Source organism: Clostridia bacterium (assembly GCA_035561135.1).
Classification (GTDB): Bacteria; Acidobacteriota; Terriglobia; order Terriglobales; family Acidobacteriaceae; genus DATMYA01.
On the sequence record DATMYA010000085.1, the window covers coordinates 219,231 to 241,255 of the forward strand.

Annotated in this window: 19 protein-coding genes; 2 read left to right on the forward strand and 17 right to left on the reverse strand. The window is 58.8% G+C overall.

Annotated features, from left to right (window positions below):
* Positions 1-68: 68 nt before the first annotated feature.
* From VN622_17600 to VN622_17620, 5 genes are all read right to left on the reverse strand, one after another.
* The gene (locus VN622_17600; protein HWR37681.1) at positions 69-2,351 is read right to left on the reverse strand and encodes an ATP-binding protein; all 2,283 of its coding nucleotides are present in this window, start codon (positions 2,349-2,351) and stop codon (positions 69-71) included.
* A gap of 12 nt (positions 2,352-2,363) precedes the next feature.
* Positions 2,364-3,308 (reverse strand): GTPase Era, encoded by a 945-nt coding sequence (era, locus tag VN622_17605; protein ID HWR37682.1) that lies wholly within the window; start codon positions 3,306-3,308, stop codon positions 2,364-2,366.
* 63 nt (positions 3,309-3,371) lie between these two features.
* A complete protein-coding gene (locus tag VN622_17610; GenBank protein HWR37683.1) occupies positions 3,372-4,667 on the reverse strand; it encodes a hemolysin family protein in 1,296 nt (431 codons plus the stop codon).
* A complete protein-coding gene (gene ybeY / locus VN622_17615) occupies positions 4,664-5,155 on the reverse strand; it encodes an rRNA maturation RNase YbeY (GenBank protein HWR37684.1) in 492 nt (163 codons plus the stop codon). The genes VN622_17610 and ybeY overlap by 4 nt, the downstream gene beginning before the upstream one ends.
* A gap of 120 nt (positions 5,156-5,275) precedes the next feature.
* Entirely contained in the window at positions 5,276-6,382 is a 1,107-nt protein-coding gene (locus VN622_17620; GenBank protein HWR37685.1) for a PhoH family protein, read from the reverse strand.
* A 619-nt stretch (positions 6,383-7,001) separates the two neighbouring features.
* On the opposite strand from VN622_17620, the gene rpsT reads away from it, so the two are divergent.
* Both rpsT and VN622_17630 read left to right on the forward strand, forming a co-directional pair.
* A complete protein-coding gene (gene rpsT / locus VN622_17625) occupies positions 7,002-7,271 on the forward strand; it encodes a 30S ribosomal protein S20 (GenBank protein ID HWR37686.1) in 270 nt (89 codons plus the stop codon).
* A gap of 255 nt (positions 7,272-7,526) precedes the next feature.
* Positions 7,527-8,564 carry a tetratricopeptide repeat protein gene (locus VN622_17630; GenBank protein HWR37687.1) on the forward strand — a complete coding sequence of 346 codons (1,038 nt, stop codon included), beginning with the start codon at positions 7,527-7,529 and terminating at the stop codon, positions 8,562-8,564.
* A 7-nt stretch (positions 8,565-8,571) separates the two neighbouring features.
* On the opposite strand, the gene holA is transcribed toward VN622_17630, so the two are convergent.
* The 12 genes from holA to VN622_17690 all read right to left on the reverse strand — a co-directional run.
* Positions 8,572-9,696 (reverse strand): DNA polymerase III subunit delta, encoded by a 1,125-nt coding sequence (holA, locus tag VN622_17635; protein HWR37688.1) that lies wholly within the window; start codon positions 9,694-9,696, stop codon positions 8,572-8,574.
* A 2-nt stretch (positions 9,697-9,698) separates the two neighbouring features.
* Positions 9,699-10,223 carry an LPS assembly lipoprotein LptE gene (lptE, locus tag VN622_17640; GenBank protein HWR37689.1) on the reverse strand — a complete coding sequence of 175 codons (525 nt, stop codon included), beginning with the start codon at positions 10,221-10,223 and terminating at the stop codon, positions 9,699-9,701.
* Between the two features lie 4 nt (positions 10,224-10,227).
* Positions 10,228-11,292 (reverse strand): Asd/ArgC dimerization domain-containing protein, encoded by a 1,065-nt coding sequence (locus tag VN622_17645; protein ID HWR37690.1) that lies wholly within the window; start codon positions 11,290-11,292, stop codon positions 10,228-10,230.
* The gene (locus VN622_17650; protein HWR37691.1) at positions 11,289-12,152 is read right to left on the reverse strand and encodes a phosphatidylcholine/phosphatidylserine synthase; all 864 of its coding nucleotides are present in this window, start codon (positions 12,150-12,152) and stop codon (positions 11,289-11,291) included. Before VN622_17650 ends, VN622_17645 begins: the two co-directional genes overlap by 4 nt.
* On the reverse strand, positions 12,149-12,856 hold the full coding sequence (locus tag VN622_17655; protein ID HWR37692.1) for a phosphatidylserine decarboxylase: 708 nt from the start codon (positions 12,854-12,856) through the stop codon (positions 12,149-12,151). The genes VN622_17650 and VN622_17655 overlap by 4 nt, the downstream gene beginning before the upstream one ends.
* 206 nt (positions 12,857-13,062) lie before the next feature.
* Positions 13,063-13,470 (reverse strand): hypothetical protein, encoded by a 408-nt coding sequence (locus VN622_17660; protein ID HWR37693.1) that lies wholly within the window; start codon positions 13,468-13,470, stop codon positions 13,063-13,065.
* A gap of 14 nt (positions 13,471-13,484) precedes the next feature.
* Positions 13,485-16,559 (reverse strand): hypothetical protein, encoded by a 3,075-nt coding sequence (locus tag VN622_17665; protein ID HWR37694.1) that lies wholly within the window; start codon positions 16,557-16,559, stop codon positions 13,485-13,487.
* Positions 16,556-17,176, reverse strand: coding sequence for a hypothetical protein (locus VN622_17670; protein ID HWR37695.1), 621 nt, complete (start codon positions 17,174-17,176; stop codon positions 16,556-16,558). Before VN622_17670 ends, VN622_17665 begins: the two co-directional genes overlap by 4 nt.
* A gap of 11 nt (positions 17,177-17,187) precedes the next feature.
* Positions 17,188-17,973, reverse strand: a complete 786-nt coding sequence (locus VN622_17675) for a hypothetical protein (protein HWR37696.1) — start codon at positions 17,971-17,973, stop codon at positions 17,188-17,190.
* Positions 17,970-20,777, reverse strand: a complete 2,808-nt coding sequence (locus VN622_17680) for a hypothetical protein (GenBank protein HWR37697.1) — start codon at positions 20,775-20,777, stop codon at positions 17,970-17,972. The genes VN622_17675 and VN622_17680 overlap by 4 nt, the downstream gene beginning before the upstream one ends.
* Positions 20,778-20,780: 3 nt before the next feature.
* Positions 20,781-21,179: a hypothetical protein gene (locus tag VN622_17685; GenBank protein HWR37698.1), complete on the reverse strand. Its 399-nt coding sequence runs from the start codon at positions 21,177-21,179 to the stop codon at positions 20,781-20,783.
* A gap of 5 nt (positions 21,180-21,184) precedes the next feature.
* Positions 21,185-22,025 (reverse strand): hypothetical protein (locus tag VN622_17690; GenBank protein ID HWR37699.1); only part of this gene is annotated, 841 nt, incomplete at its 5' end.

Sequence of the window (22,025 nt, forward strand, 5' to 3'; positions counted from 1 at the left end):
GCTCGCAAATATGGTCATGCAGAAACTTCTGGTCAAATAGGCGTTGAGAAGTCACATAACACCTTCGTTCAAGGCTGCTGCACGCGCAGATTTGACGCCGTTGATGCACCGGGCTCGCGGTCGCCGAGTTCGGCGGCTACGGGCAGCTCCACGATGAAGCGTGCGCCGACAGGCTTGTTCTCCTCGACGCGAATCGTGCCCTGATGGTCCTCGATGATGCGGCTGACGATGGCCAGGCCCAGTCCCGTTCCGCGCTGCTTCGTCGAGAAGTATGGCAGGAACAGGCGCTCCTTCACCTCCGCCGTCACGCCCTGGCCGGTGTCCGCGATGACGAGTTCCACTGCATCACGCGATCCGAGCAACGAGGTTGAAATCTCAATCTCGCGCACCATGCATTCCTTGAGCGCTTCCGCGGCGTTATCGACGAGATTGGCAATGACACGCTTGATTGCTTCCGAATCCGCCATCACGTGAGGCAAGTCCGGGGAGAGAAAGCGGTGGACGGCGATTCCATCGAGCCTGCCGTCGAACAGTGATAGCGCGCTCTCGACAATTGCATTCAGGTCAGCCGGTTGCGGCTGAGAAGCTGGGAACCTGGCCAGGGTGGAGAACTCATCGACCAGTGCGCGGACGGTTTCCACAGCTCCGGCAATGGTTTCGGCGCACCCGTGGATGACGGCAAGCGACTGGTCATCTGGAGCGCCACGCGCCAAGTGCCGCCGAATACGTTCCGCCGACAGCGTGATCGGGGTGAGCGGATTCTTGATCTCGTGCGCGATGCGGCGCGCCACCTCCCGCCAGGCCGCCTGCTTCTGCGCCTTCAGCAGGTCCGATAAGTCTTCAAGGATGATGACGTACCCAAGACGCTGATTCGCTGGACGCGGCACGCGCAGGCGTGCGTCGATCGATGCCGCCGTGACGGCAACCACCATTTGCCTGCCCTCAACGGTTACTTCCATCTGCGCGGTCGTGGTGCCCATGCGGTCGGCCTTGCGCAGCATACGATCGAGATCCTGCGACATTTCGCCAGGGAAAAAATCTCGCAGCGACGCACCCGCGGCGTAACGCACATCGGTCAGCCCCTGCGGATGGAACATCCGCACCAGAGCGTCATTCGCACGAGTCACGCGTCCGACTGCGTCCAGCGACAACACGCCCGTAGGAATGCTTTCCAGAACGGTCTCAAGCTGCCGCCTGCGCTCTTCCAACTCTACGTTCGCATGTGACAGATCGCGGCTGCTGGCCTCAATCTGGCGGCGGTTCGACTCCAACTCTGCCGCCATCCTGTTGAACGAACCGACCAACTCCGCTAGTTCGTCACCGGCTGCCACCTCGACGCGGTAATCGAGCCGGCCGCTTGATATCTCCTGCGTTGCCAAGGCGAGCGCCGAAACAGGCCTGGTCACCATCTTCGACAGGTACAGCGCAAACCAGGTCGCCGCGAAGAGTACCAGCACCGTCAGCAGCATCAGTAACTGCATGTACGTTTGCCGGATCAGCTTTCTCTCGCTGCGCAGCGCGTTGTACTTTTGCTCGCTCTCCCGAAGTTCGCGCAGTGCGTCGGAGTACTTTGCCGACAGCGGCATCGCAACCAGAATCAAGCCGTCTCGTCCGACGCTCGCGCTGGCCAGCATGTACTCGTGGCCGTTCAGCGAGAAAATTCGTGGACCATTGGACAGACCCGCCAACGGAAGTTTCGGTGCCAGAACATACCAGGCATCTGGAGCCTGGAACGACGCTTCAGCGCGGTTTTCAAAAATTGCCAGCGCAAAGCCGCCCTGCAACGTGATACCTCTGCGCCGAAACTCTTCCAAGACACCATCGAAATTCCTCGTTCGGAATGCCTTCTGCGCCTCTGCCGATGCCGCGATCGCGTCCGCTTCTGCCAGCGCGTTCTGCCCTGCGTAGCCGGAAAGCAAAGACGTCACCGTCGAGGTATGCTCGCGCACTTCCTCCACCGGGCGCGAGAACCATTTATCAATGGATCGGTTCATCAGCCCGTAAGAGAACAGGAACATAGCAATGACCGGCGCGAAGGAGAGGACGAGCGCACCAAGCACCATCTTGGTGCGGAACTTGGAGCCGAGTACGCCGGTCTGCCGCTCCAGGTAGAGTTTCAACAACGTTCGTATCAGGACGAACGTGAGCGCAACCAGCAGCAGGAAGATGAGAGCGGACATCGCCGCGAATACCAGCGTCTGAGCGAGGGTGTCCGGCTTCAGGAAGGTGAGGTTGAACGCCGCCTGAGAGAAGATGATTCCGAAGAGCAGAAATATGCCGAGGGCGAGCAGCACCAGGGTCAGGCGCCGCGGTCGCGATTCGGTCGGCCGTCCTTTAAGATCAGCAGGCAAAGTGGACCAGCCCTACGAGTTGTTGCCTGGCATCTTCGACGTCAGATGCTCCATCTGTCGCCGCCAGTCCAGTTCCTCGACAAACTGTCTGGAGTCGCGCCAGTTCTGCCGCACCTTGACGAACAGCTCAAGAAACACCTTGTGCCCGAGCAGTCGCTCAATGTGACGTCGAGCTTCCGTGCCTATTGTCTTCAGCATGGAGCCTTGACGGCCGATGATGATTCCCTTCTGCCCCTCGCGCTCCACGAAGATCGTAGCCGCTATTCTCGTCAGCTTCTCGCGTTCCTCAAACTGTTCGATAACGACGGTCGCGGCATACGGCACTTCTTCATTCGTCTGAACCAATACCTGCTCGCGAATGTACTCCGCCGCCAGGAAGCGTTCCGGTTGGTCGGTAACCTGGTCTTCCGGGAAGTATTGCGGACCGTCGGGCAAAGCTTTGACTACTTCCGCCAGCAGGTCTTCCAGGCCAACGCCCTTAGCGGCTGAGATGGGAAGAACGGCGTCGAATGCGTGCCGCTGCTGCCACACCTCGATCATGGGCAGAAGCTGTTCCTTCTCGATCAGATCAACTTTGTTCAGCAGGAGAAAGGTTTTGGTCTTCGTGCGTTGGGCCAGTTCCAGGACAAACTTGTCGCCGGTACCGAACTTCTGCGTCACATCCACGATGAGCAGAAGCACATCGCAGCCTTCCAGCGCGTCATACACTTCCTGCATCATGCGCTTGTTCAGCGCGCTTTCGGCCTTGTGCACGCCCGGCGTATCGATAAGGATGATCTGCCCGCCTGGGCGGCGGCCTTTTTTCTTTACGTTAACAATGCCTTGAATGCGGTTGCGCGTCGTCTGCGCCTTGTGCGTGACGATCGCGAGCTTCTCGCCGACGAGCGCGTTCAGCAGCGTCGACTTGCCCGCGTTGGGACGGCCTAGGATAGTGACAAAACCCGATCGAAACGCCATGGTTCGATGATACAGCAGGCCCGTTCACAACATGACGCAAGCGGTGGCAACAGCCGTGGCCGGCTATTCGCCGTTCTTGTGATTGCGGTTTTCCGCTGGACGTAACTGGGGGGCGTCCAAGGCGGTGATGCGCACCTTTTCAACCCGCCGGCTCGTCGATTCCAGAACCTCGAAACGCAGGCCGTCACTCTCCGCAACCTCACCCGGTCTGGGAATACGGCCCATCACTTCGCTCACCAGCCCGGCGATCGTCGTCGACTCCCAGTCATCGACGTGGACACCGAACAGGTCGGCCAGGCGGTCCACATCCATGTTGCCGGGCACGACGTAAACATTCGCCGATTCGCGGATGACGTCGCTTTTCTCTTCGTCCTCGTCGCGCAGCTCGCCGACGATTTCCTCAATGAGGTCTTCGATCGTAACCAGGCCGGCGACACCGCCGTACTCATCGATCACGATAGCCATGCGTATGTTTTCGCGCTGCATCTCGCGCAAAAGTTCGCTGCCGCGCTTTGTCTCCGGCACAAACAGCAGGTCGTTCTTCAGGAGCTCGCGAGCGGTGCGCTCATGCGCCTCCGTGTCGGGAACTTGCAGCAGGTCGCGCGCAAAAATGATGCCTTTGATATGGTCAATGTCGCCCTCGTACACCGGTATCCGCGAATACGCATGTTCGCGCACGATGTCTGTCAAGCCCTCGACTGTGGTATCCAGAGGCACTGCGACCATCTCAGGGCGCGGGGTCATGACTTCGCGGACCACCTTGTCGCCGAACTCGACGACCGAGTGAATCAACTCGCGGTCACTCTCTTCCAGGATGCCTTCATCCTGACCTGCCTCGATCAGCGCATCGACAGCTTCCGACGGGTGCTCCGGTTCCTCTGCGATGTTCTCTTTCGTCAGCGACACAATCGACTGGAGAAAGCCAAGGGCGAGCGTCAGCGGCATGCAGAGGTACAACAGTCCTCGCAGAATTGGCGTCAGGTGCACGAGCCACCGGCCTTTCGTCCGCGAGAAGAACACGAACGGAAGGAAACGATGGAAGATGACGATGACGAGAAGCAGGATGATAATCGCCTGCGTCAGCTCGGCGGCGTTCCACAGCCCGTCTCTAAATGTTTCAAAGGCTACGATGAAGCTGATCGCCGCGATGCAAACTTGCTCCAGCATCGCCATGGCGGTGAACGCGCGTTGACGGTTCACTCCGAGCCGGGGCTCTATCTCTTTCTCAAAGACCTCGATGTTGTCCTGGAACTCACGCGAAAGGAACTTCCCGGCCTCCGAATACAGCCGCGTCGTGTAGGACACCAGGGTCAAGATTGCGACCAGTACCACCGAGATGGCAAACAAAGCAAATGTCACCGGCTGTTCCTTCCGGCTGCCTTCCCCGATGTCGCCAAACGTGAAGACTTCGCCAGGCTCTGCTTTTTTGCAGGCGGTGGCGTCCGCTTGCGTGCGGCAGGCTTTACGGAAGCGGAGGCGCGCTCGATCAGGCCGTCTGGCAAGTTAAGCTCGGCTCGCAGCCGCCGTTCTTTGCGCGCCATTTCACCATTGTCGGTCTCGTGGTCGTAACCGGCCAGGTGCAGAACCCCGTGCAGGATGAGTACTTTTAGCTCGGTTGTGATGCCGTGGCCAAGTTGCTTTCCGTTCTCTCGCGCAATATCGGCTGAGATTGCGATGTCGCCGGCGAATCTGTCCTCTTCCGACGGAAACGACAGCACATCGGTCGGCTTGTCTTTATGCCGGAATTGGCGGTTCAGCTCGCGCAACTCAGAGTTGTGGGCGATGAGCACGTTGATGTAGCCGGACAACCGGGCCGCACGCCGCGCGCGCGCCGCGAAGCGGGACAAAGCCGGCTGACTCACACCGGCGATAGGTTTGCGGAGGATAATCAAGCGTCAAATGAAAAGGAGGGCAACAAGCACCAGCCATACTGGCCGGGCGTGGCCCTCCTCAGATGTTAACAGTTTCTAATCCTGTACGCGATTTTCAAAGACGCGAGCGGCATCGGCAATGGACAGGCCCGCCAGTTGACTGCCCTGACTCTCCGCCTTGCCGTTTCCGTTCGCCTTGCCGTTCCCATTGCTGCCGTTCTCCGGTTTCGCATCCAGTTGCAAGGACAGTTGCTCTTCCGCACGTCTGGTGTGCTCGTCGTAGGCGCGCACGATCCGCTGCACCAGGTGGTGGCGGACCACGTCGCCTTCATCGAAATACTGGAAGGAAATGCCTTCCACGTTCTTCAGCACGTTGACGGCCTCAATGAGACCGCTACGGCCGGCGTTGGGCAGGTCTATCTGCGTGATGTCGCCGGTGATGACCGCCTTTGAGTTGAAGCCCAGGCGGGTAACGAACATCTTCATCTGCTCGGACGTCGTATTCTGCGCTTCGTCCAGAATCACGAATGCGTCGTTCAGCGTGCGTCCGCGCATGAAGGCAATCGGCGCAATCTCGATCACATTCTTTTCGAGATAGCGATCGATCTTTTCCGGCTCCACCATGTCGTAGAGCGCATCGTACAGCGGGCGCAGGTAGGGATCGACCTTCTCCTGGAGCGTGCCGGGCAGGAAGCCTAGCCTTTCGCCCGCTTCCACGGCGGGGCGTGCCAGAATGATCCGGTTCACACGCTTGGACATCAGCGCCGAAATCGCCATCGCAACCGCCAGGTAGGTCTTGCCTGTACCGGCCGGGCCGATGCCGAACACCATATCGTTCTTCTCGATTGCGTCCATGTAGCGGCGCTGGTTGATGCTCTTGGGCTGCACGACTCGTTTTCCAAACGAGCGCTGCTTACCGGCCTCGGCCAGGCTGCGCAATGTGGACGTGGCGTCCGATGTCACAACGCGCAGCATCGAGTTGAGGTCACCGTTGTTAAAAGCGTGACCATTCCGTCGCAGGTGGTCGTAGTCCGAGAACACCTGCTCGGCGCGCGACACGTCACGCGGAGCTCCTTCAATCTCGACAGAGTCGGCCCTCAGGTCGATCCTGACGTTGAGTCCGTCTTCCATGAGGCGGAGGTTCTCATCGCGCGTGCCAAAGAGCGTTTCGATGTTCGAACTGATATCGATGTTCTTTTTCATTGAGTGTCCGGCGTCATCCCCTGGCGCAAGTGTGCGTTCGCCGGTGGAAGCGGCTGGCCGCTGCCATCGACGAAAACTGGTTTGTTGTTGATTGTTGTGGAATCCCGGCAGGCGGGTGCTGCTGGGGAACTGGAGGTGCGGGAGTGTGGCATCTTGGATTGCTCACACCATCGCACAACACCACATCAGTATGCTCGCGGACGGTTTGGCGGGTCGGAGCAATCCCCATCTGGGCGGGATAGTAGCCTGACCGCTGCTGGCAGTCAATAGAAGACAAGTCCCGTACAGCGTTTAAATTCGTGATGACCCTCTGTCGTGAAACAGCCCTATGGAAAATAGTCCACTCCTGATTCCTTAGATGGCCGAACAGGGAAAAACGCTCCGCAGAATTGCTTCCTGCTTTGCCCTGATAAACTGCTCAAGGCCAATTTTATGTCCGGCGGCTTCTCTCGCGGAGCTTGCCGCGGGCACGTGCGCGCCACTCCCCAAGGCGAAGGTAGCCACGGGCGTTGTCAAGGGGTACCGAGTTCCCGTACAATACTATTTCGGCTGCGTTAGCCCGCCCGGAGTACTCCACCGTGGGCCTCGCCGGAAGAATTCACGAGGATAACTGGACAGTATGGCGAATCATGTTTCGGCGCTGAAGCGCGTCCGTCAAACCGAATCGAAGACCGCAGTCAACCGCACCAACAAGTCGCGCCTGCGCAGCGCTCTGCGAGACCTGCGTGAGGCAATGTCAACCACCGACAAGGCTGCCGCTGAGCAGAGTTTCCGAGAGACCGTGTCGGCCATCGACAAGTCGGTACAGAAAGGCGTTCTGCACAAGAACACCGCCTCGCGCTACAAGTCCCGCCTGGCTGCCCGCGTTAAGGCACTCGCGACGAAGTAGCTGTACCCGTTTATAGAGTTGTGAATGAAGCGGCTGGCCGCAAGGCTGCCGCTTTGTCGTGTTGCGCGATACGGTTTCGCTCGGCCATGCTCCGGCCGGCCCCGTTGTCCCCCCGCTGAGATCACACAGCCTCCGGTTTGGATCTCGCTTTCCCGCATTCCTCAGTAGCGTTGGGCATCCTTCAATCCAATGCCGGAATCAAGATCGAGACACTGGTGAGTAGTCCCGCCATCCGAGTCAACCCGGAGGTGTCCGATGCTTCGCCCACGCTGTATCCCGCCTGTCATTGCGTCGCTGATGGTTGTTTTGCTGATTGTCTTCGGCCCGGTTTGTCCAACGTCTCTTCTGGCGCAACGCTCTCGCAACGGAACCGGTGCCGTGATACCGAGGACAATGGACAGCCTGGCGGAACTGGACATTCAGATCACATATCCAGATTCGCGCCACGCCGAATTGCAACTCATGATTGAACTGATTGCTTCTGGCGGCGCCGTAGCATCGCGTACATACACCAACACTGACGGGCGTGTCTCATTCAGAGTCCCTCCCGGCTCCTATCGCGTGCGCATCACCGGATTGTCAGTCGAAGATACAACGTCCGATTCGTTCGAGATTCAGGCGGGCGAGATGATGCATCACGAGAACGTCCCTGTTCAGCCGAAGCCTGCGACCGAGGGGACGGGCACTCCCAGCGGCGTTGTCAATGCATCGGAACTCGGCATTCCCGGTAAAGCCGCAAAGGAGTACGAGCGAGGAATGGAAGCTCTTCAACACGGAGACTCTAAAAAGGCGGAAGATCACTTTCACAAAGCTATCGAACACTACCCGGATTACGACTGGGCCTACAACAGCCTTGGCGTGGCACGCATGAAGCACGGGGACAAAGAGGGCGCTCGCGAGGCATTCGAAAAGGCGATCGCCATCAACGGCCATAACGCGAACGCTCAGCGCAATATGGCGCGTTTCCTCATTGGCGAAAAGAAATTTGCAGAAGCCGAGGAGATGGCAAAGAAGTCCCTGCTCAACGAGCCACAAGACGCGGATGGACTCGTGCTGCTAAGCCTGGCACAACTAAGCCAAGGGAAATATGACGATGCGCTCGCCTCCGCTCGTCGCGTCCACACCGGCAAAAAGCACCAGTTCGCCTTCGTCCACCTGATCGCCGCGCGTGCATGCGAAGCCAAGCAGCTAAACCAGGAGGCGATCGCAGAGTACCGTGCCTACCTGGAGGAATCGCCCGGAACGCCAGCGGCGCAAATCGCAAAAGACGGGCTGGCGAGAATGCAGAAGTAACTTTGACTTATACCGGCAATTCTTCCTGCTGCCACCCAGCTTCCATTTGCTTGGGTTCGGAGCAGAGATCCAGAACCAAGTTTTCCAGGACCATGCGCTTGCTCGTTGGGTTCGACCGCAGCGCGAGGTCTGCCTTGGCGATCAACCGAATCGCGCGCGTCAGTTCCCTGCGCGACTTGTAGCGGCGTGCCTGGCGAATAATATCCTCCGCAGCGAATGGCGGCACCCGGAAGCCCTGCCACAACGCAGCCCACAACGACCGCGAGTCACGCACGTTGCGTTCGCTGATGACCAGCATCTGGCGAAAGGTTTTGGCTAGCATGTAAAGGTGGCCGATCGCAGCCTCGTCACCATCGCCGGTCGTGATGATGGCATCCAGGACTTCGAGCGCTTTTGCCCGGTCTTTCGCGCTGATTGCATCGGTCAACTCATATAGCGTGCGTTGTTTTGCGGCAAGCACCATGGTTTCGACGTCGCCCAGCGTGATCCTCTTCTTCTCGCCGACGTAGAGAATGAGTTTCTCGAGTTCGCCGGAGAGCATCATCATGTCACCGCCGAGCGCGTCCACCATCTCGCGCGCGGCGTCCTGGTCCACCTTCACGCCTTCTTTAGCCGCATTGTCGATAACCCAACGCACTGCCTCGCTCTCTTCCACTCGCGCCAGTTCGATGACGGTGCAGTGCTCGCCCAGCGTCTCGCGTATGCGCTCGTAGCGCTCCTTGTCCTGCATCTCCATGCGACGGACGTCGGCGGTGATACTAACGTGGTCGGCGACAAAGACGATTAGCGCATCGGGATTCGGGTCTTTGAAGTAGCTCTCGATGGCGGCGAATTCGTCATCGTGCTTGCCGCGCCCATACAGCGCCTTCACGCCGCGCACGAAAAACACCTGGAACGGAGCCATGAGCGAGGGTGTCCGGGCGCGATCGAGCACTTCGCGAACATTCATATGGTCCAGGTCGAATTCGTAGAAGCTGAAGTCCCTCATGCCGGCGGGTACGAGGTGTTGCAGGATGGCTTCGCGGCAGCGGCGGCGGAAGAATGCCTCATCGCCGATGAATACGTAGCCCGGCTTCAACTTGCGTGTCTCCACGTCAGTGACGAAGCGGTCGGTTGCAGCGAAACTACGCACGCTTAAAAAGCCTCCAGAACGTTACTCACCAGCGTGCGGGCGAAGTCCCGCGACAGGCGATCGATTGCCGGACTTTCCTCTTCGAAAAAGCTCGAAAGTTCGCGTGAGACCTGGTACTGCTCGCGGAACGTGTAGTTCTGGTTTTCGTAGATGATCTGCCCATCGCGTCCGGTCAGCGACACGCGCATAGTAACCGTAACCAGCGCGGTGGAGGCGCGCCCGGTGTGCGAGTCATAGGTCAACGGCGCCAGTTGCGTCGATAGCACCGTGCCGCGCAGGACGGCGTCGGCATCGTTCCCGGCTTCGTTCAGAATCCGGTAATTCGTGCGCGTGTTGAACTCGCGCACCACTGCCGAGGTAAGCATCGTCTCGATGCGGTAAGTCTGCGTCTGATTCACAAAAGCGGGAATGGCAATGGTGTGCAGCGACGCCGGCAAGCGCCCTGCATTGGCGGCCGTGTGATATCCGCACCCGGCGAGGGCGAGCACGCTGGCGACCAGCGCCAGCCATTGCATACGACGCAGCATTCGCTTACTGTACCTTCCCTCGCGGCCTGGTTGCCGCCATGGATTCCGCGCACTCAACGGCCATGTTCGCCGTAATGCGCAGGTTGTCGGAAGCTGCCCAGATCCAGAAACCGTTCTCGCGCTGCGTATCGCGGCGCACGAGCACCTGCACCTGTTCCTGCCCTGCGACGTTCACATTCGTGGGCGTATCCTCGAAGGTGCGGGCAATCTCCACATGGTCGCCCATGATTGCCGTTTCCATCTCTTGCAGAGACGCCGGGGACTGCAACTCTATGTATATGGAGAAAGTGTGCGCGTGAAAGACCGGCGCCTGCAGCAGCATCAGCGAAGGCGCTTTTGCCACGTCGCCGCACATCTTCTCGAAGTGGCGGCGAATGCGCTCTTCCACCTGGTTGAGCGACGGGCGAGACTCCTGACCATAGCCCGGCACCATATTGAAAGCGATTTGCGTGCCAAAGACATTCGTCGGCATCTGCTGGAATGAAAGCAGGTTCACGGTCTGATCATGGAGTTCATCCATGCCGCCCTTGCCGCGCTCAGAGGCAGGCTCAAGGATGGTGGCCGAGGCATGTTCTATGTGCCGCAATTTCTCGATTCGCGTTGTCAGGAGCGCGAGCACAACGGCCGCCGGGTGCGCAACTACGACAGGTGCAGTCACCAGTTCAACCGGATGCGGCTTACCGAGCTCGTCTTCAATCCATGGTGCGCGGAGAATCACGCCGGGCTCATTCTCCAGCGCGTACGAGAGATCTATGATCTCGCTGCCCCGTTCACGAGCCTCCCGCCAGGTCCGCGCCGTGAACTCTTCATCGGAAGCGAAGAACGTGAAATCCACGTTTTCCAGGTGCTCGGGAAGAACGCTTTGAATGAAGGTTGGCTCGTCGCCGACATTCTCGAGAGTGCCAAGTGCGTCCTCATCGTCGAGCAGCTTTACTTCGTTCGAAGGAAAATTGCGCTCGCTGAGCACATCCTTCAGCTCTTTACCCTTCAACGTAGCGGCGCCAACGACAGCCACACGGAAGAGGCCACCCCAACCTATTGCTTCACCGGATTTCTTCGAACGTTTCATGAAAGAGGAGCCTCTTGTGGTGCTGCCCCCGCTGCCGGACGCTTTCGAATTACATAGAACAAGCGCGCCAGCACACCGGAAAGCATGTAAGCCAATGCCATAAAGAAGAGCATGTAGCGCGAGTAGAACCAGATTGCGGCGATCACGATGCCGATGAGCAGGATGAGCCGGAACGGATGACGGCTCCGGAAATCAATGCTCTTGGCGCTCCAGAAGCGCCATGTGCTCACCATCAGAAAAGCAAGCGACAAAACAAAGGCCAGCCATATCGCCGAAAGCCACCACGACGATATCGGCGTACCGGAGGCGAAATGAATTACGGCGGCAATACATCCCGCACCACCCGGTATCGGCATGCCGACAAAGTACTTGCGGCCGGGCCGTCCGGGATTCGAGGGTTGCGGGTTCAGTTGGATATTGAAGCGGGCCAGGCGACTCGCTCCTGCCGCCAGGAAGATAAATACGGTGATCGCGCCGAACTGGATCAGTTTCCCCCGCAGCTCGCCACCGAGGTCGGGCGGTAGCATACGGAATCCCCACATCCAGGCCAGCACAGCCGGAGCAACGCCGAAGGTTACAACATCTGCAAGCGAATCAAGCTCTTTACCGAAGTCACTGGTCGTATTCGTCAGCCGGGCGATGGTTCCGTCCATTCCATCGAAAAAAACCGCAAAGCCGATGGCGATAGCAGCCAGGTCGAAATGCCATGGCTCAGACGCGGTACCCTGCATCGCTTGCAGAATCGCATAGAATCCAGCGGCCAGGTTCGCAGTGGTAAACAATGACGGCAGCAAATACATGCCTTTGCGCATCCGTCGCCTGTTGGCGACATCAGAGGCTCGCCGCAGGTGCAGGTTCATCGTGCCCTCTCCGTCTTCGCTCCCGCACTGGCCGGCGTAGTTTTTTGCGGAACGGGTAAAGTAGCCAGCAGAGTCGCTCCGCCCTTGACCTTGTCCCCCAACCTTACCGCCACGATCGCATCCGCCGAAAAGATTACGTCAACACGGGAGCCGAACTTGATCAGACCAACGCGTTCTCCGCGCTGCACCAGGTCGCCAGCTTTCTTGGTGAACACGATGCGCCGTGCCAGCAAACCTGCGATCTGCTTGAAGGTGACCGACTGGCCATCTTCGCCAAGAATCGTGCAAATGTTCTGCTCGTTCATCTCGGCGGAAACCGCGCCCATCGCATTGCGGAACTGGCCCTTGCGATACTCTACGTCTGTGATCTCGCCCGCAATGGGAGCGCGGTTCACGTGCACGTTGAATACGTTTAGAAAGATGCTGATGCGCGTGCGCGGCTTATCTGCAACGCGCACCACGGATATGTCCGTCACCTTGCCGTCGCCCGGGGAAACGATGCCGCCGGGAACAACCGGAATCGTGCGATTGGGATCGCGAAAAAATTGGAGAAAGAAGGCAGCAAGCAGCAGGGGAATGACCGTCAGCCACAGAAATCCCGTTAGCCAGAACACCATGAAGGCTGCAGCAATACAACCGAGTCCGTAATAGATGCCGTCTCTAACCATGAGGATTAGCAGATTATAGCGGAGACGCACCGCCATTTCGGATTACGCACCCATCGGTGGGGCTCGCAAAATTGCGCGGCAGTAATAACAGAGTTGGAGGGTAGTAACGTAACATTAGACGGTAGTGGTTGAGGGAATGGACTCAGAGTGGCCATCGATTTGCAGCCGGTTCCTGTTTCGACAGCCTGATTGAACATGCCCATCACTCCGTTTTACCTCTCGGATCGACCGCTTTTAGGCTCTCACAGCACGTTACGAATGCAGCACTCTGGGTGTATCTTCTTCGCCTTCTCCGACAGATCCAGGATGGTGTCATTCTGTTCGTCGAACCCGAGTTTAGAGTGCTTTTTTAGCGCATCCACATGAGACTGTTTCATCTTCTTGGCAGGATGGGCTTTTGCATCCTTAATCTTGGTCATGCCCTCGTGCGTTGGGTGAGGAAGGATGGCGACATCCGGGTGACCGTGCCACTTGTCTTCAGCACCTTCTGAGGCGAACGCGATCGAGACCAGAATCATCTGGTCCTCCTGCTCGTGTCCGTGCCGCTTATCCTCGAATTCAAGGTCTATAAAGTGCGAGCCGATCGTCGGGTGAAAGGTCTCCGCGTGCTCGAGCCAGACCTTCTTCGACACCACGTACATTCTTCTCATGGCCGCGCTGCTCCTTAAGTTGTCCTTGCCTGCATGTTGTGGGACGAAATGACCGGACTTTTCATCCCCGCTAGAAACGTGTGCGACCACATTGTGGGCTGCTTATCGTCGTCGAGTGTGATCGAAATCTTTGTCAGCGTTCTCCGCACCAGCTCGTTGCACTCGGGGTAGGTGACCCCTGTTGCGCACGGCACCTGAGACTCCAGCGTGAGTTCGGCCGCATGACGGCAGCTGGCATCCATCAACGTGTAAGGATGTCCGCATGTTGCGAGGAGCCAGTCGCCGACGTTGAATCGTGTACGCACCCAGAGGTCATGCTTCGCGTAGCGACGCCGCTTTACGCGGCGGTACTTGCCGTCGCGGCCGAGAAGAAAGTCTCCCTCGCGCACGCGCGAGAGATAGATCACGCCTCGCGTCTTTTCGCGCACCACAGAACGGCCCCAGAGGCAGCCGCCGTCACCGCCTCCCGATCCGCCGCCAGTGCCGCTGGTTGTTGTTGACATAGTGATTGCGGCTTGTGAAAGAGGAATGTGGTCCTGGCGATATTGTTCTGCCGTGCGCGGACGCTGATTGGCGTCGAAATCGGCCTGTGTGTGCATCCAGGGAGGAGCGCCAGTTCCGCCCGTTTGCACGGCTCCAACGGCCTTCTCCCTCTCTCCGTAGAACATCCATGTTTTGTAGCTCGTGCCGGCGAAGAGACCAGTGCACAACTGACTCCCATTGATGTGGAAAGGTGCTTCTCCGTTCGAGCGATATATGTCGGCGTTCCACGCAGGAGTGATGGTGTTCGTCGTCGAGGTGTAGGTGATTGCCGGAGAAAATGAAGGCGGAGTTGACCCTTTTTTATCGACCTCGTCTGTGCTGGCATCGGCAGAGCGCACAAGCTGGGGTGATGCAAAGCGTACGACCATGTCGCCTGGCATTGTGCCACCAGCGGCGCTATCAACGGTAGCGATGAAGGCGACGTCGATGCCTGTGATGGTTTTCCCTGAGGGAGTTGGAATTACGAACGGCAACCTAACCGTCTGCCACGCACCAATCTGTGACAAATCGACGTACGCGGGAAATGCGGACGCGCTGCCATCTGAATAGCGCACCCCGACCTGAACATAGGCAGTGCACGTAAATCCAGCAGCGACTGCTACCACCTTTGCTTGTGCAAACAGAAACCAACCCTGCTCGGCCGACGCCGGTGCCTTAGTGCGGTTCGCAATTACAGATGCTACTGATCCGCCAGCGCTGAGCGTGGCCGCCGCAATCCTCACCTCAAGTGAGTAAGCGGTATCAAAGCCATCTACCACGCGCGCGCACCGTCCGAGCTGCGCGCTCGACCACTGGAACCAGTCGGCACACAAGTCAGAACTCGCGCTTGCGGCCGGCAGATCGAAGCGAGGATTTACAAGTTGGTTTTGGCCCCAGCTTCCACCGGTAGCCCAAGCGCCAGAGTTTGGATCCCACCAGACCGCTGGACCAAACGCTCCTATGCGTCCGCCAGCGATCACCGGTTCGTCGTCAGCAACATCGCTGTATGCGGCGGCAACGGCCTGCTTGACTGTGAGTTCGATAGTGCGGCTCTGCGATCCATCGTTGGCTTCGGCAAAGAGCACCTTGCGCATCTTCAGGATTTCGTAATCGCCTGCGCACTCTTCGTCGGCGCTGGGATCGAGCGTGATGATGTCGCCTGCGACATGCGCGCGAAGGATGTTGTCAGCATCGTCCACGGAGTCGAGGCGGCAATTCAGAGTGCCAGAGAAAGGCGCTTTGTAGGGCTGAATGTTCATGCCGAGATCCCGCTGCGCGGCGAACGCAATTAGACGTTCGCAACGCTCGGCCGTGTTGACGCCGAGATCGAGCTCGATGCTGTTGCGCTTATATGTTGGAGTGAGATTGATGCCACGCTGTCCCACCGCGTGCTGGTGTGCCTCGTGAACCCACTCCTTGGTGCGGAGACGAAACCTGGACTCTGGCGTTCCGAGATATCCACCTGGGCCGGTGACTGCATTGGCTCCCGCCATAGCAACTTCGAGCGAGTTCCAGCCGACCACGCGAGTGACGACCCACGCGCCGTTAAAGGACGCGTCAGCGCAACCCACAACCTCGATCCAATCGTTTTGCCAACGCGTATGTTCGCCATCGAGCACGATAGTTGTACTGCCATTCACGCGCGACATCGAAGTAATACCTGCGATCTTGACCGGGTTCGCATCCCTGAACTTGGCGATGTAGCGATTGGGAGCGCCGCGCAGATTTGTCTTTTCCAAACGCACCGGCTGCTCGCCAACCAGGTGCACAGCTTTCAGCAAAAACGTTGAGGCCCGCGGCTTATCGGAATACAGAAATATTTTCCCAGCGCGCTCGATCATGTAGGACTGATCCATCACACACATCTGGGACAGAGCAGATGCCAGACTGCTCCGCTGTACGAGTGCAACGCCACCCTCGTAACGTTTCTGTCCTCCGGAGAGAAGTGCGTCGTTGCGCTGCGCAGTGTCGTAGATCGATGCCCAGTCAAAACGCGCTCTCTCGTCGGCACTCAGCGCAGCGTTGAGTAGAGCTTCGCGTTTTACAACCGCGCGCAGCATCAGATCGACCTTCCACCATGCCGGGTTTTGTGAAAACTGGTACCCGGTCTGGTTGCCACTCGCATCAAAGGTCCTGACTTTCAGCCCGCGCAGCTGGACCAGCCAATCAAACTCATCAGAAGGTGCGCCAGGATCGGGGGCTATCTGCAAGAAGAGATAACTGAGCCGGTTGTACGGCAGCCTCTGTACCTGTGAGGGGAAGACGTTAAAGAAGGAATCGACGCGCTGATCGCCCCCGGCACTAACAGGTGCAAGGCCGGTCAGTGGGGCGTCCGAGCCAGGATGAAAATGAAACAACGCTCCGTCTTGTAGCGGCTTTTTGTTGACGAAGATTTTATCGGGGCCGTCGAGCTCGCCGTCTCCCAAACCGATCAGCGCGTAGCGAACGTTGTCATATGTGGTCTGGTGCAGCAGCAGCATGTTCCCTTTGCCGCTCACCTTGCCGTACAGCAGTGGACGTGGGATGCCTAATTGCGCTGTCGCGATTTGTAAGAGTTCTGTGCTCATCGGAGGACTCCCAAGACTCCCACCGGAGGAGGATTGGGGCAGCCCATGAATCGTTCGGTATTGTTGCGGGCTACACAGTCAGAAACCTTCTTCGGACACGTCGCCAGCCCCGAGACCGAACCGCACATGTCGCTCTTGTAGCGCAGCGGGCAGCCTTCCTGGTAATCGACATCCGCTATCTCGTACTCGTTCGCGTCGAAGATCTGGACCATGCGAAAGCTGGCTTCTGTCGCGTCGCGTCCCTGCTCGAAAAGGCGGCCATGGAATTCTTCCACCACGCCGAGCAGCTCGTCGTACTCGCGCAACACAGCGAGCGTTCCCTCAAATTCGTGGTCGCGCAACGCTTTTGAGACATCGCGCTCGATCGTGTTGCCGCTCAGGTTCTGCACCACGATGTCGCCGCCGTCTGTTGTGAAGTCTCGCGACTGAGAGAATGGACCGGCGCTTTTGATCCACGGCTTATACACCTGTTGTGCACCATCAGCTGCGCGCGGAAACGCGCCAGAGACATTCGCCCAATAGAAGCTGGTGCCGTCGATGGTCGCCAGGTCAACGAGCAAGATGGGGATATCGCCGCGCCCGCGAAGACGTAGCCGCGCGGCAGCCCCTGCAGGCATGGCAACCGGACTCACTGCATCACCTCGATCGCATCGGCTTCAGCAATGAACCCAGTTGAAGCCGCATTCTTCGTGCCGGTGATCCGAATCTTTACACGGTGAATACCAAGAGCGACGTTCGCTCTCGTGAACAGCGGTGACGAATTCGCAGCGGCACCGTATCCATCGAAGGTACCGAGAACGACTCCATCGAGTGACACTTCGTTGATCCCGCAGGAGGGGTGCTTAATCTGCCACACGCGGAAGCCGTACCCAAAGTATTGCCACTCGGCGGTCCTGTCCGCGAGATTGGATTGGTACAAGCCCGTGCCATGCCGATCGCCAGCGGAAGGAAACCAGCTCCATCCGCCTACGAGGACCACCAGGTCATTGCCATAGTCGTCGCGCTCTTCGATGAACACGGCATCGCGCGCCCAGTTTGTCGGATATTGGTACATCGGGACATTTGGTAGCTCGACTACTTGCCCCTTGATGTTGACCTTGTCGAAACCGGCCGGCGTGAAGTCGAGTTTGCCAACGAAGCGCACCGAGTAGTAGCGTCCGCGATCGTAGTCGGCGAGAGTGAAGAAGCCATTGCGATACTGAGCCCACCATTGCCGAAGCTTGTCGGCAGTCGATTGCAACTGGTTTGACCAGGACACATCGCGAGTTAGTCCTCGCGAAGCGATGGTGCGCGAGAAGTATTCGCCGCTTGCTGCCTGCCACTCGGCGAACGAGCCGAGTGGAGATTCATTCCACCCGTAATCAGGATTCAGCGGATCACTCGGTGTCGGATTCAAGATGTTCTGCTCGCTCACAGGCCATCTCCTTCTCTCGTGCGACGCTTCGACTCGGCCTTGAATGCTTCCCATCCGCCAGCATTTCGCAGCATACGACCAAAGCTCGCGCCATCGACAAAGCTTAGGTTGATGATGTCTCCGCCACCTCCGCCGGAGAAGTTCTCGCCCTTGTTCATCGCTTCGAGCACGCCGCGATTCTTTGCAGTCGATCGTGGGTTTGAAACGAACTCGCCCTCCTTCAATACAGCGAGTAGTTCGCCGTTTGACGCGCGCCATCCGGCAAGCGGTCCGCCTTCCACGTAGCCTCCGCTGTGGAACATGGGTGGCGAGAAGTCGAGACGATCTCGACGTCCGCGTTCGGTCTCGTACATCTGGATCTCGGCGCGTGCCGTCAGCAGCTTTGGCAACATCTGCTGGGTGTAAACCTTGTCGCCCTCGCCCTTTAGCTGGTGCATCTGCTCCCACAGCGACTGTTGCATCGCATCAAGCTGCTGCAGCGCGGAAGCGCCATCGAGCTGGTGAGTCTTGTAGGCATCGACCAGGGAATTGATTTGCGGCAGCGCCTTCGATGCGATGGCCTCGGCCTGGCGCCTGCGTTTTTTGCCGCCGAATATGCCTCCGAAGATGCCGCCCAACAGACCGATCGCGCCCGCCGCGATCCAGCCGATGGGCCCCATGGAGACGCCGAGCATTGCCATGATGCCTGCTGTTCCGAGGCCGCCTGCAACGCCTGTGATCGCACCTGCGGTCTTGCCGTGCTGCATGCCAACGCCGAAGCCAAGCAGCCCGCCACCGACGCCAGCGAGAAGGGCAGGTGCCAATCCGAGCGCGCTCACAGCAGCAAGTGCTTGCGCATTCCCGGCCGCCGCCATGATGCCGAGCGTGGAAAGCCCAACGCCCAACGCTCCAGCCGTACCGCCGAACTTTCCTCCTGCCGCCATCGCCGCCATAGGCCCAAGCGACTTCGCGAGTGTGACGCCACCGGTTGCCAAACGGCTGCCGAGCCCACCAGACGCAGAGCCTCCGCTCGACTTGCCGCCGCCAAAAACACTGCCGAGTAGTGTCCCGAGAATGCCTCCACCTGCCGATCCAGATGCCGAACCGCCAGCCGCGCTGCCACCAAGTACAGCGCCGCTTTGCGATGTAGTGAGTGCGCCCGGAAGGAATCCACTGACGGGAATAATTGGGCTGCCGCTAACGCCTCCGATCGAACTGCCGCCGGTTGCTGCTCCGGCCGCACCGCCGCCCGATACGATGCCACCCATTCCGGGAATCGAGAGGCCGCCGCCCATTCCACCAGGCATCCCGCCTGCATTTCCGAAAATCAGTCCTCCTAGAAGACCACCGCCGCCTGCCGTCGTGTTGCCCATCCCCTTCGTAGTTGACATCCACGCGGCGAAGATCTGGAAGAACAGCTTTTTGATATTACTGAGGATTCGCTTGCCGATATTGCCGCTGGTGATGTCGTCGAACAGCGACTCCCACTGTTGCCCCTGTTCTTCGATCAGCCTGCGGTGCTCGTCCATGATCCGCTCGTTTGTCAGGTGATCGGCTGCAAGGCGAGCGGCCTGCGCGGTGGTTTCAATACGCACCCACTCGTCCGAGTGTTGCTCGACGTTTTGCAGTAGATCTTGTTCTCTCGCGTTTATCTGGCGCACGGTGTGGTCGTGCGCGGCGGCAATCTCGGCGAATGCGCGTTGCCAGGGAGGCAGCGCAAGCTCAGCGGCCTGCGCTTCCATCTGTGCGCCTGCTTCCGCCATCGACGCACGCTCATGTTCTCGCGAGCGCCTCGCCTCTAGTTCCTGGTCTTCGAGCTCCTTACGTTTTTTGAATGCTTCCTGATCTGCCTTGATGCGCTTGTCTGCTTCGTCTTCAGCGATCTTGCCGTGCTGGCGCGAATATCCGGCGACCAACTCGGCCAGTTGCTTCTCGATCTCCGCGCGCCCCAGCCCCGAGCGCTGAGCTTCGACCAATGCCTTCTGGTACGCCTGCACAAATTCCTCGTTCAGCTGGCCGGTCTCGGACAGCCCTCGCTTTGACCACTGGCTTGATATCTCTCCCAGTTGCTTCGCCGCCTGCGCGCGTTCGTCAAAGCTCTTTTTTGCGGAGGTTGCTGCGTCTTCGTTGGCTTTCTTCTCCAGTTCTCCGAGCAGCTTTAGCTGCTCCATCTGCCGCCTCTGCAGCTTTGCTTCCTCTTCGTATATCTCGCCGAGCTTTTCACGCTGGGCCAACGAAATGCTGGTCGCGGCAATAGCTGAAATGTTGCCGGCTGTGACCGCCTGCACATATTCCTTCCAGGTCATTTGTGTGCCGAGAATGGCGTCTCGTTCCATCGAGAGCTGGCTCAGCCGCGCGTTGGTTTGGTTCACGAGGAATCGCCCGACTTTACGATCGTCAAAACCTGTAAGGATTGCGTCGTTGAGCTTAACCTGCTCGGCATATGCGTCCTTGACTGCCTGTGTGTAGCCGCCCCATAAGTCAGCAAGGCTCCTGATCTTCGGAATCAACGCGACAACTGCGGCACCGACCGCCATGATGATTGACACGTTGAATGCAGCCGACATCGCAGGTCCGATGAGAGAAGACGATGCCAAGAACTTCTGAACCGAAGCCGGCAGTGTGATTCCCAACTGGCGTGCAACCAGGCTCGTGGCCGCGCCGGCGCGCGATGATTCTTTCGTAATGCCCTTGAACGCGGTCGTTCCCGCGTCGCCCGCGCGATTCGCGCCGGCTTCCAGCACCTTGAAGTCGCGGCTGACCTTGTCTACTCCTTCGATCGCGCCCTTATCATCGACCTCGACTTCGATCGCAACGACTGCCATTTATTACTCCTTCATCTTCGTGCGGCAGTTCCAGCACACAACGGCGAAGCTGCGGTTCAGCGCACCGCAACGCGGACACGGGGGATGTTCGCGACGGAACTCCTGAAACGCAGCTTCCACCGAGCGCAGACCATCAACCTCGTCGGCCGACAACTGGATCCCGACATCGACACCAACTGATATCTGATCTTTGAGTTTGAGCAGATACAACACCCAGTCGTAATAGCCTTCGGCGAGTGTTCGATCTTTGCGGAACGAATTGCGCACCGCTTCCGTCAACGGTCTCTTCTGGCGATCTTCCAGGGCTCCGCATTCTTGCTCACGCAGTTGTTCCGCGTAGAGTTCAAGAGCGGCTGTTCGAACGCCAATCAAATCCGCCGACGGTGCGATGACGGTGCGCATTTCGCCTACTCGTCCTCAGCGTTGGTAACGTCGGCGGTCGAGAACAACTCATCGATCGCCGTGACTTTGTGTGTGTAATCCATCTGCTGCACGATCGCCGAGCGGCCAGTGAGCGGCTGCCCGTTCGCGGCATAGCCTTCCACCTCGACGATCATCTCGTCGTAGAGCTGCGAGAGCGTGCGATGGCGTCCGCCGTGGATCGTGCGACCGTTGCGCGCACCTCCCACTACACGGCTTTCTGCCAGCGATCGGTTGTAGAGCTTCTTTTGCTCCGGAGTCGGACGCGACAACCGGTGCACCAGGCCCGTGTACTTCTTCATTTGGCCGCTGGGCTTGTCGTCCACCAGAATGGGATCCCACACGGCATCGAGCAGGACCTCTTCGACCTTCGCATCGAAGAAGATGGGACGATCTTCCTTGCTGCCGGATACTTCCTGCAGCAAGTTCACCGCAGGGATCGTGTGGCGATACGGCAGGTTGTCTTTCCAGCCTTCAACCTCATCCACGCGGCGGCCGTCGCGCGTTACGTAGCCATGCACGCGCACAATGGCACTCTTGATGAGATCATCGGCGGCGGTGCGCGTGTCCATCGTGTTGACGACAGCACCTCCCCTGCGCTCGGTCTCAATGACGATGCCGGACATGTAACGAGCCCAATCGTCACTGGTGAGGCGGCGGAAGGTATACGTGATGACCTGGCCGCGATCCTTGATCGCGACTGTACGCTCAGCCAGGTCCAGGGGAAGAAGTTCGCTGTTGCTCTGCATCAGAATTGCCTCCGTGTGATTTGTTCTGCAACCGGGCGAGGAGAGGATCCTCGTGGCAGGCACGGAGTTGATGCGCCTG

Excerpts from the sequence above, each read along its gene's own strand:
- era (HWR37682.1), bottom strand. The coding sequence starts at position 3,308 with ATGGCGTTTCGATCGGGTTTTGTCACTATCCTAGGCCGTCCCAACGCG.
- VN622_17620 (HWR37685.1), bottom strand. The coding sequence starts at position 6,382 with ATGAAAAAGAACATCGATATCAGTTCGAACATCGAAACGCTCTTTGGC.
- rpsT (HWR37686.1), top strand. The coding sequence starts at position 7,002 with ATGGCGAATCATGTTTCGGCGCTGAAGCGCGTCCGTCAAACCGAATCG.
- VN622_17630 (HWR37687.1), top strand. The coding sequence starts at position 7,527 with ATGCTTCGCCCACGCTGTATCCCGCCTGTCATTGCGTCGCTGATGGTT.
- lptE (HWR37689.1), bottom strand. The coding sequence starts at position 10,223 with ATGCTGCGTCGTATGCAATGGCTGGCGCTGGTCGCCAGCGTGCTCGCC.
- VN622_17645 (HWR37690.1), bottom strand. The coding sequence starts at position 11,292 with ATGAAACGTTCGAAGAAATCCGGTGAAGCAATAGGTTGGGGTGGCCTC.
- VN622_17650 (HWR37691.1), bottom strand. The coding sequence starts at position 12,152 with ATGAACCTGCACCTGCGGCGAGCCTCTGATGTCGCCAACAGGCGACGG.
- VN622_17655 (HWR37692.1), bottom strand. The coding sequence starts at position 12,856 with ATGGCGGTGCGTCTCCGCTATAATCTGCTAATCCTCATGGTTAGAGAC.
- VN622_17660 (HWR37693.1), bottom strand. The coding sequence starts at position 13,470 with ATGAGAAGAATGTACGTGGTGTCGAAGAAGGTCTGGCTCGAGCACGCG.
- VN622_17665 (HWR37694.1), bottom strand. The coding sequence starts at position 16,559 with ATGAGCACAGAACTCTTACAAATCGCGACAGCGCAATTAGGCATCCCA.
- VN622_17670 (HWR37695.1), bottom strand. The coding sequence starts at position 17,176 with ATGCCTGCAGGGGCTGCCGCGCGGCTACGTCTTCGCGGGCGCGGCGAT.
- VN622_17680 (HWR37697.1), bottom strand. The coding sequence starts at position 20,777 with ATGGCAGTCGTTGCGATCGAAGTCGAGGTCGATGATAAGGGCGCGATC.
- VN622_17685 (HWR37698.1), bottom strand. The coding sequence starts at position 21,179 with ATGCGCACCGTCATCGCACCGTCGGCGGATTTGATTGGCGTTCGAACA.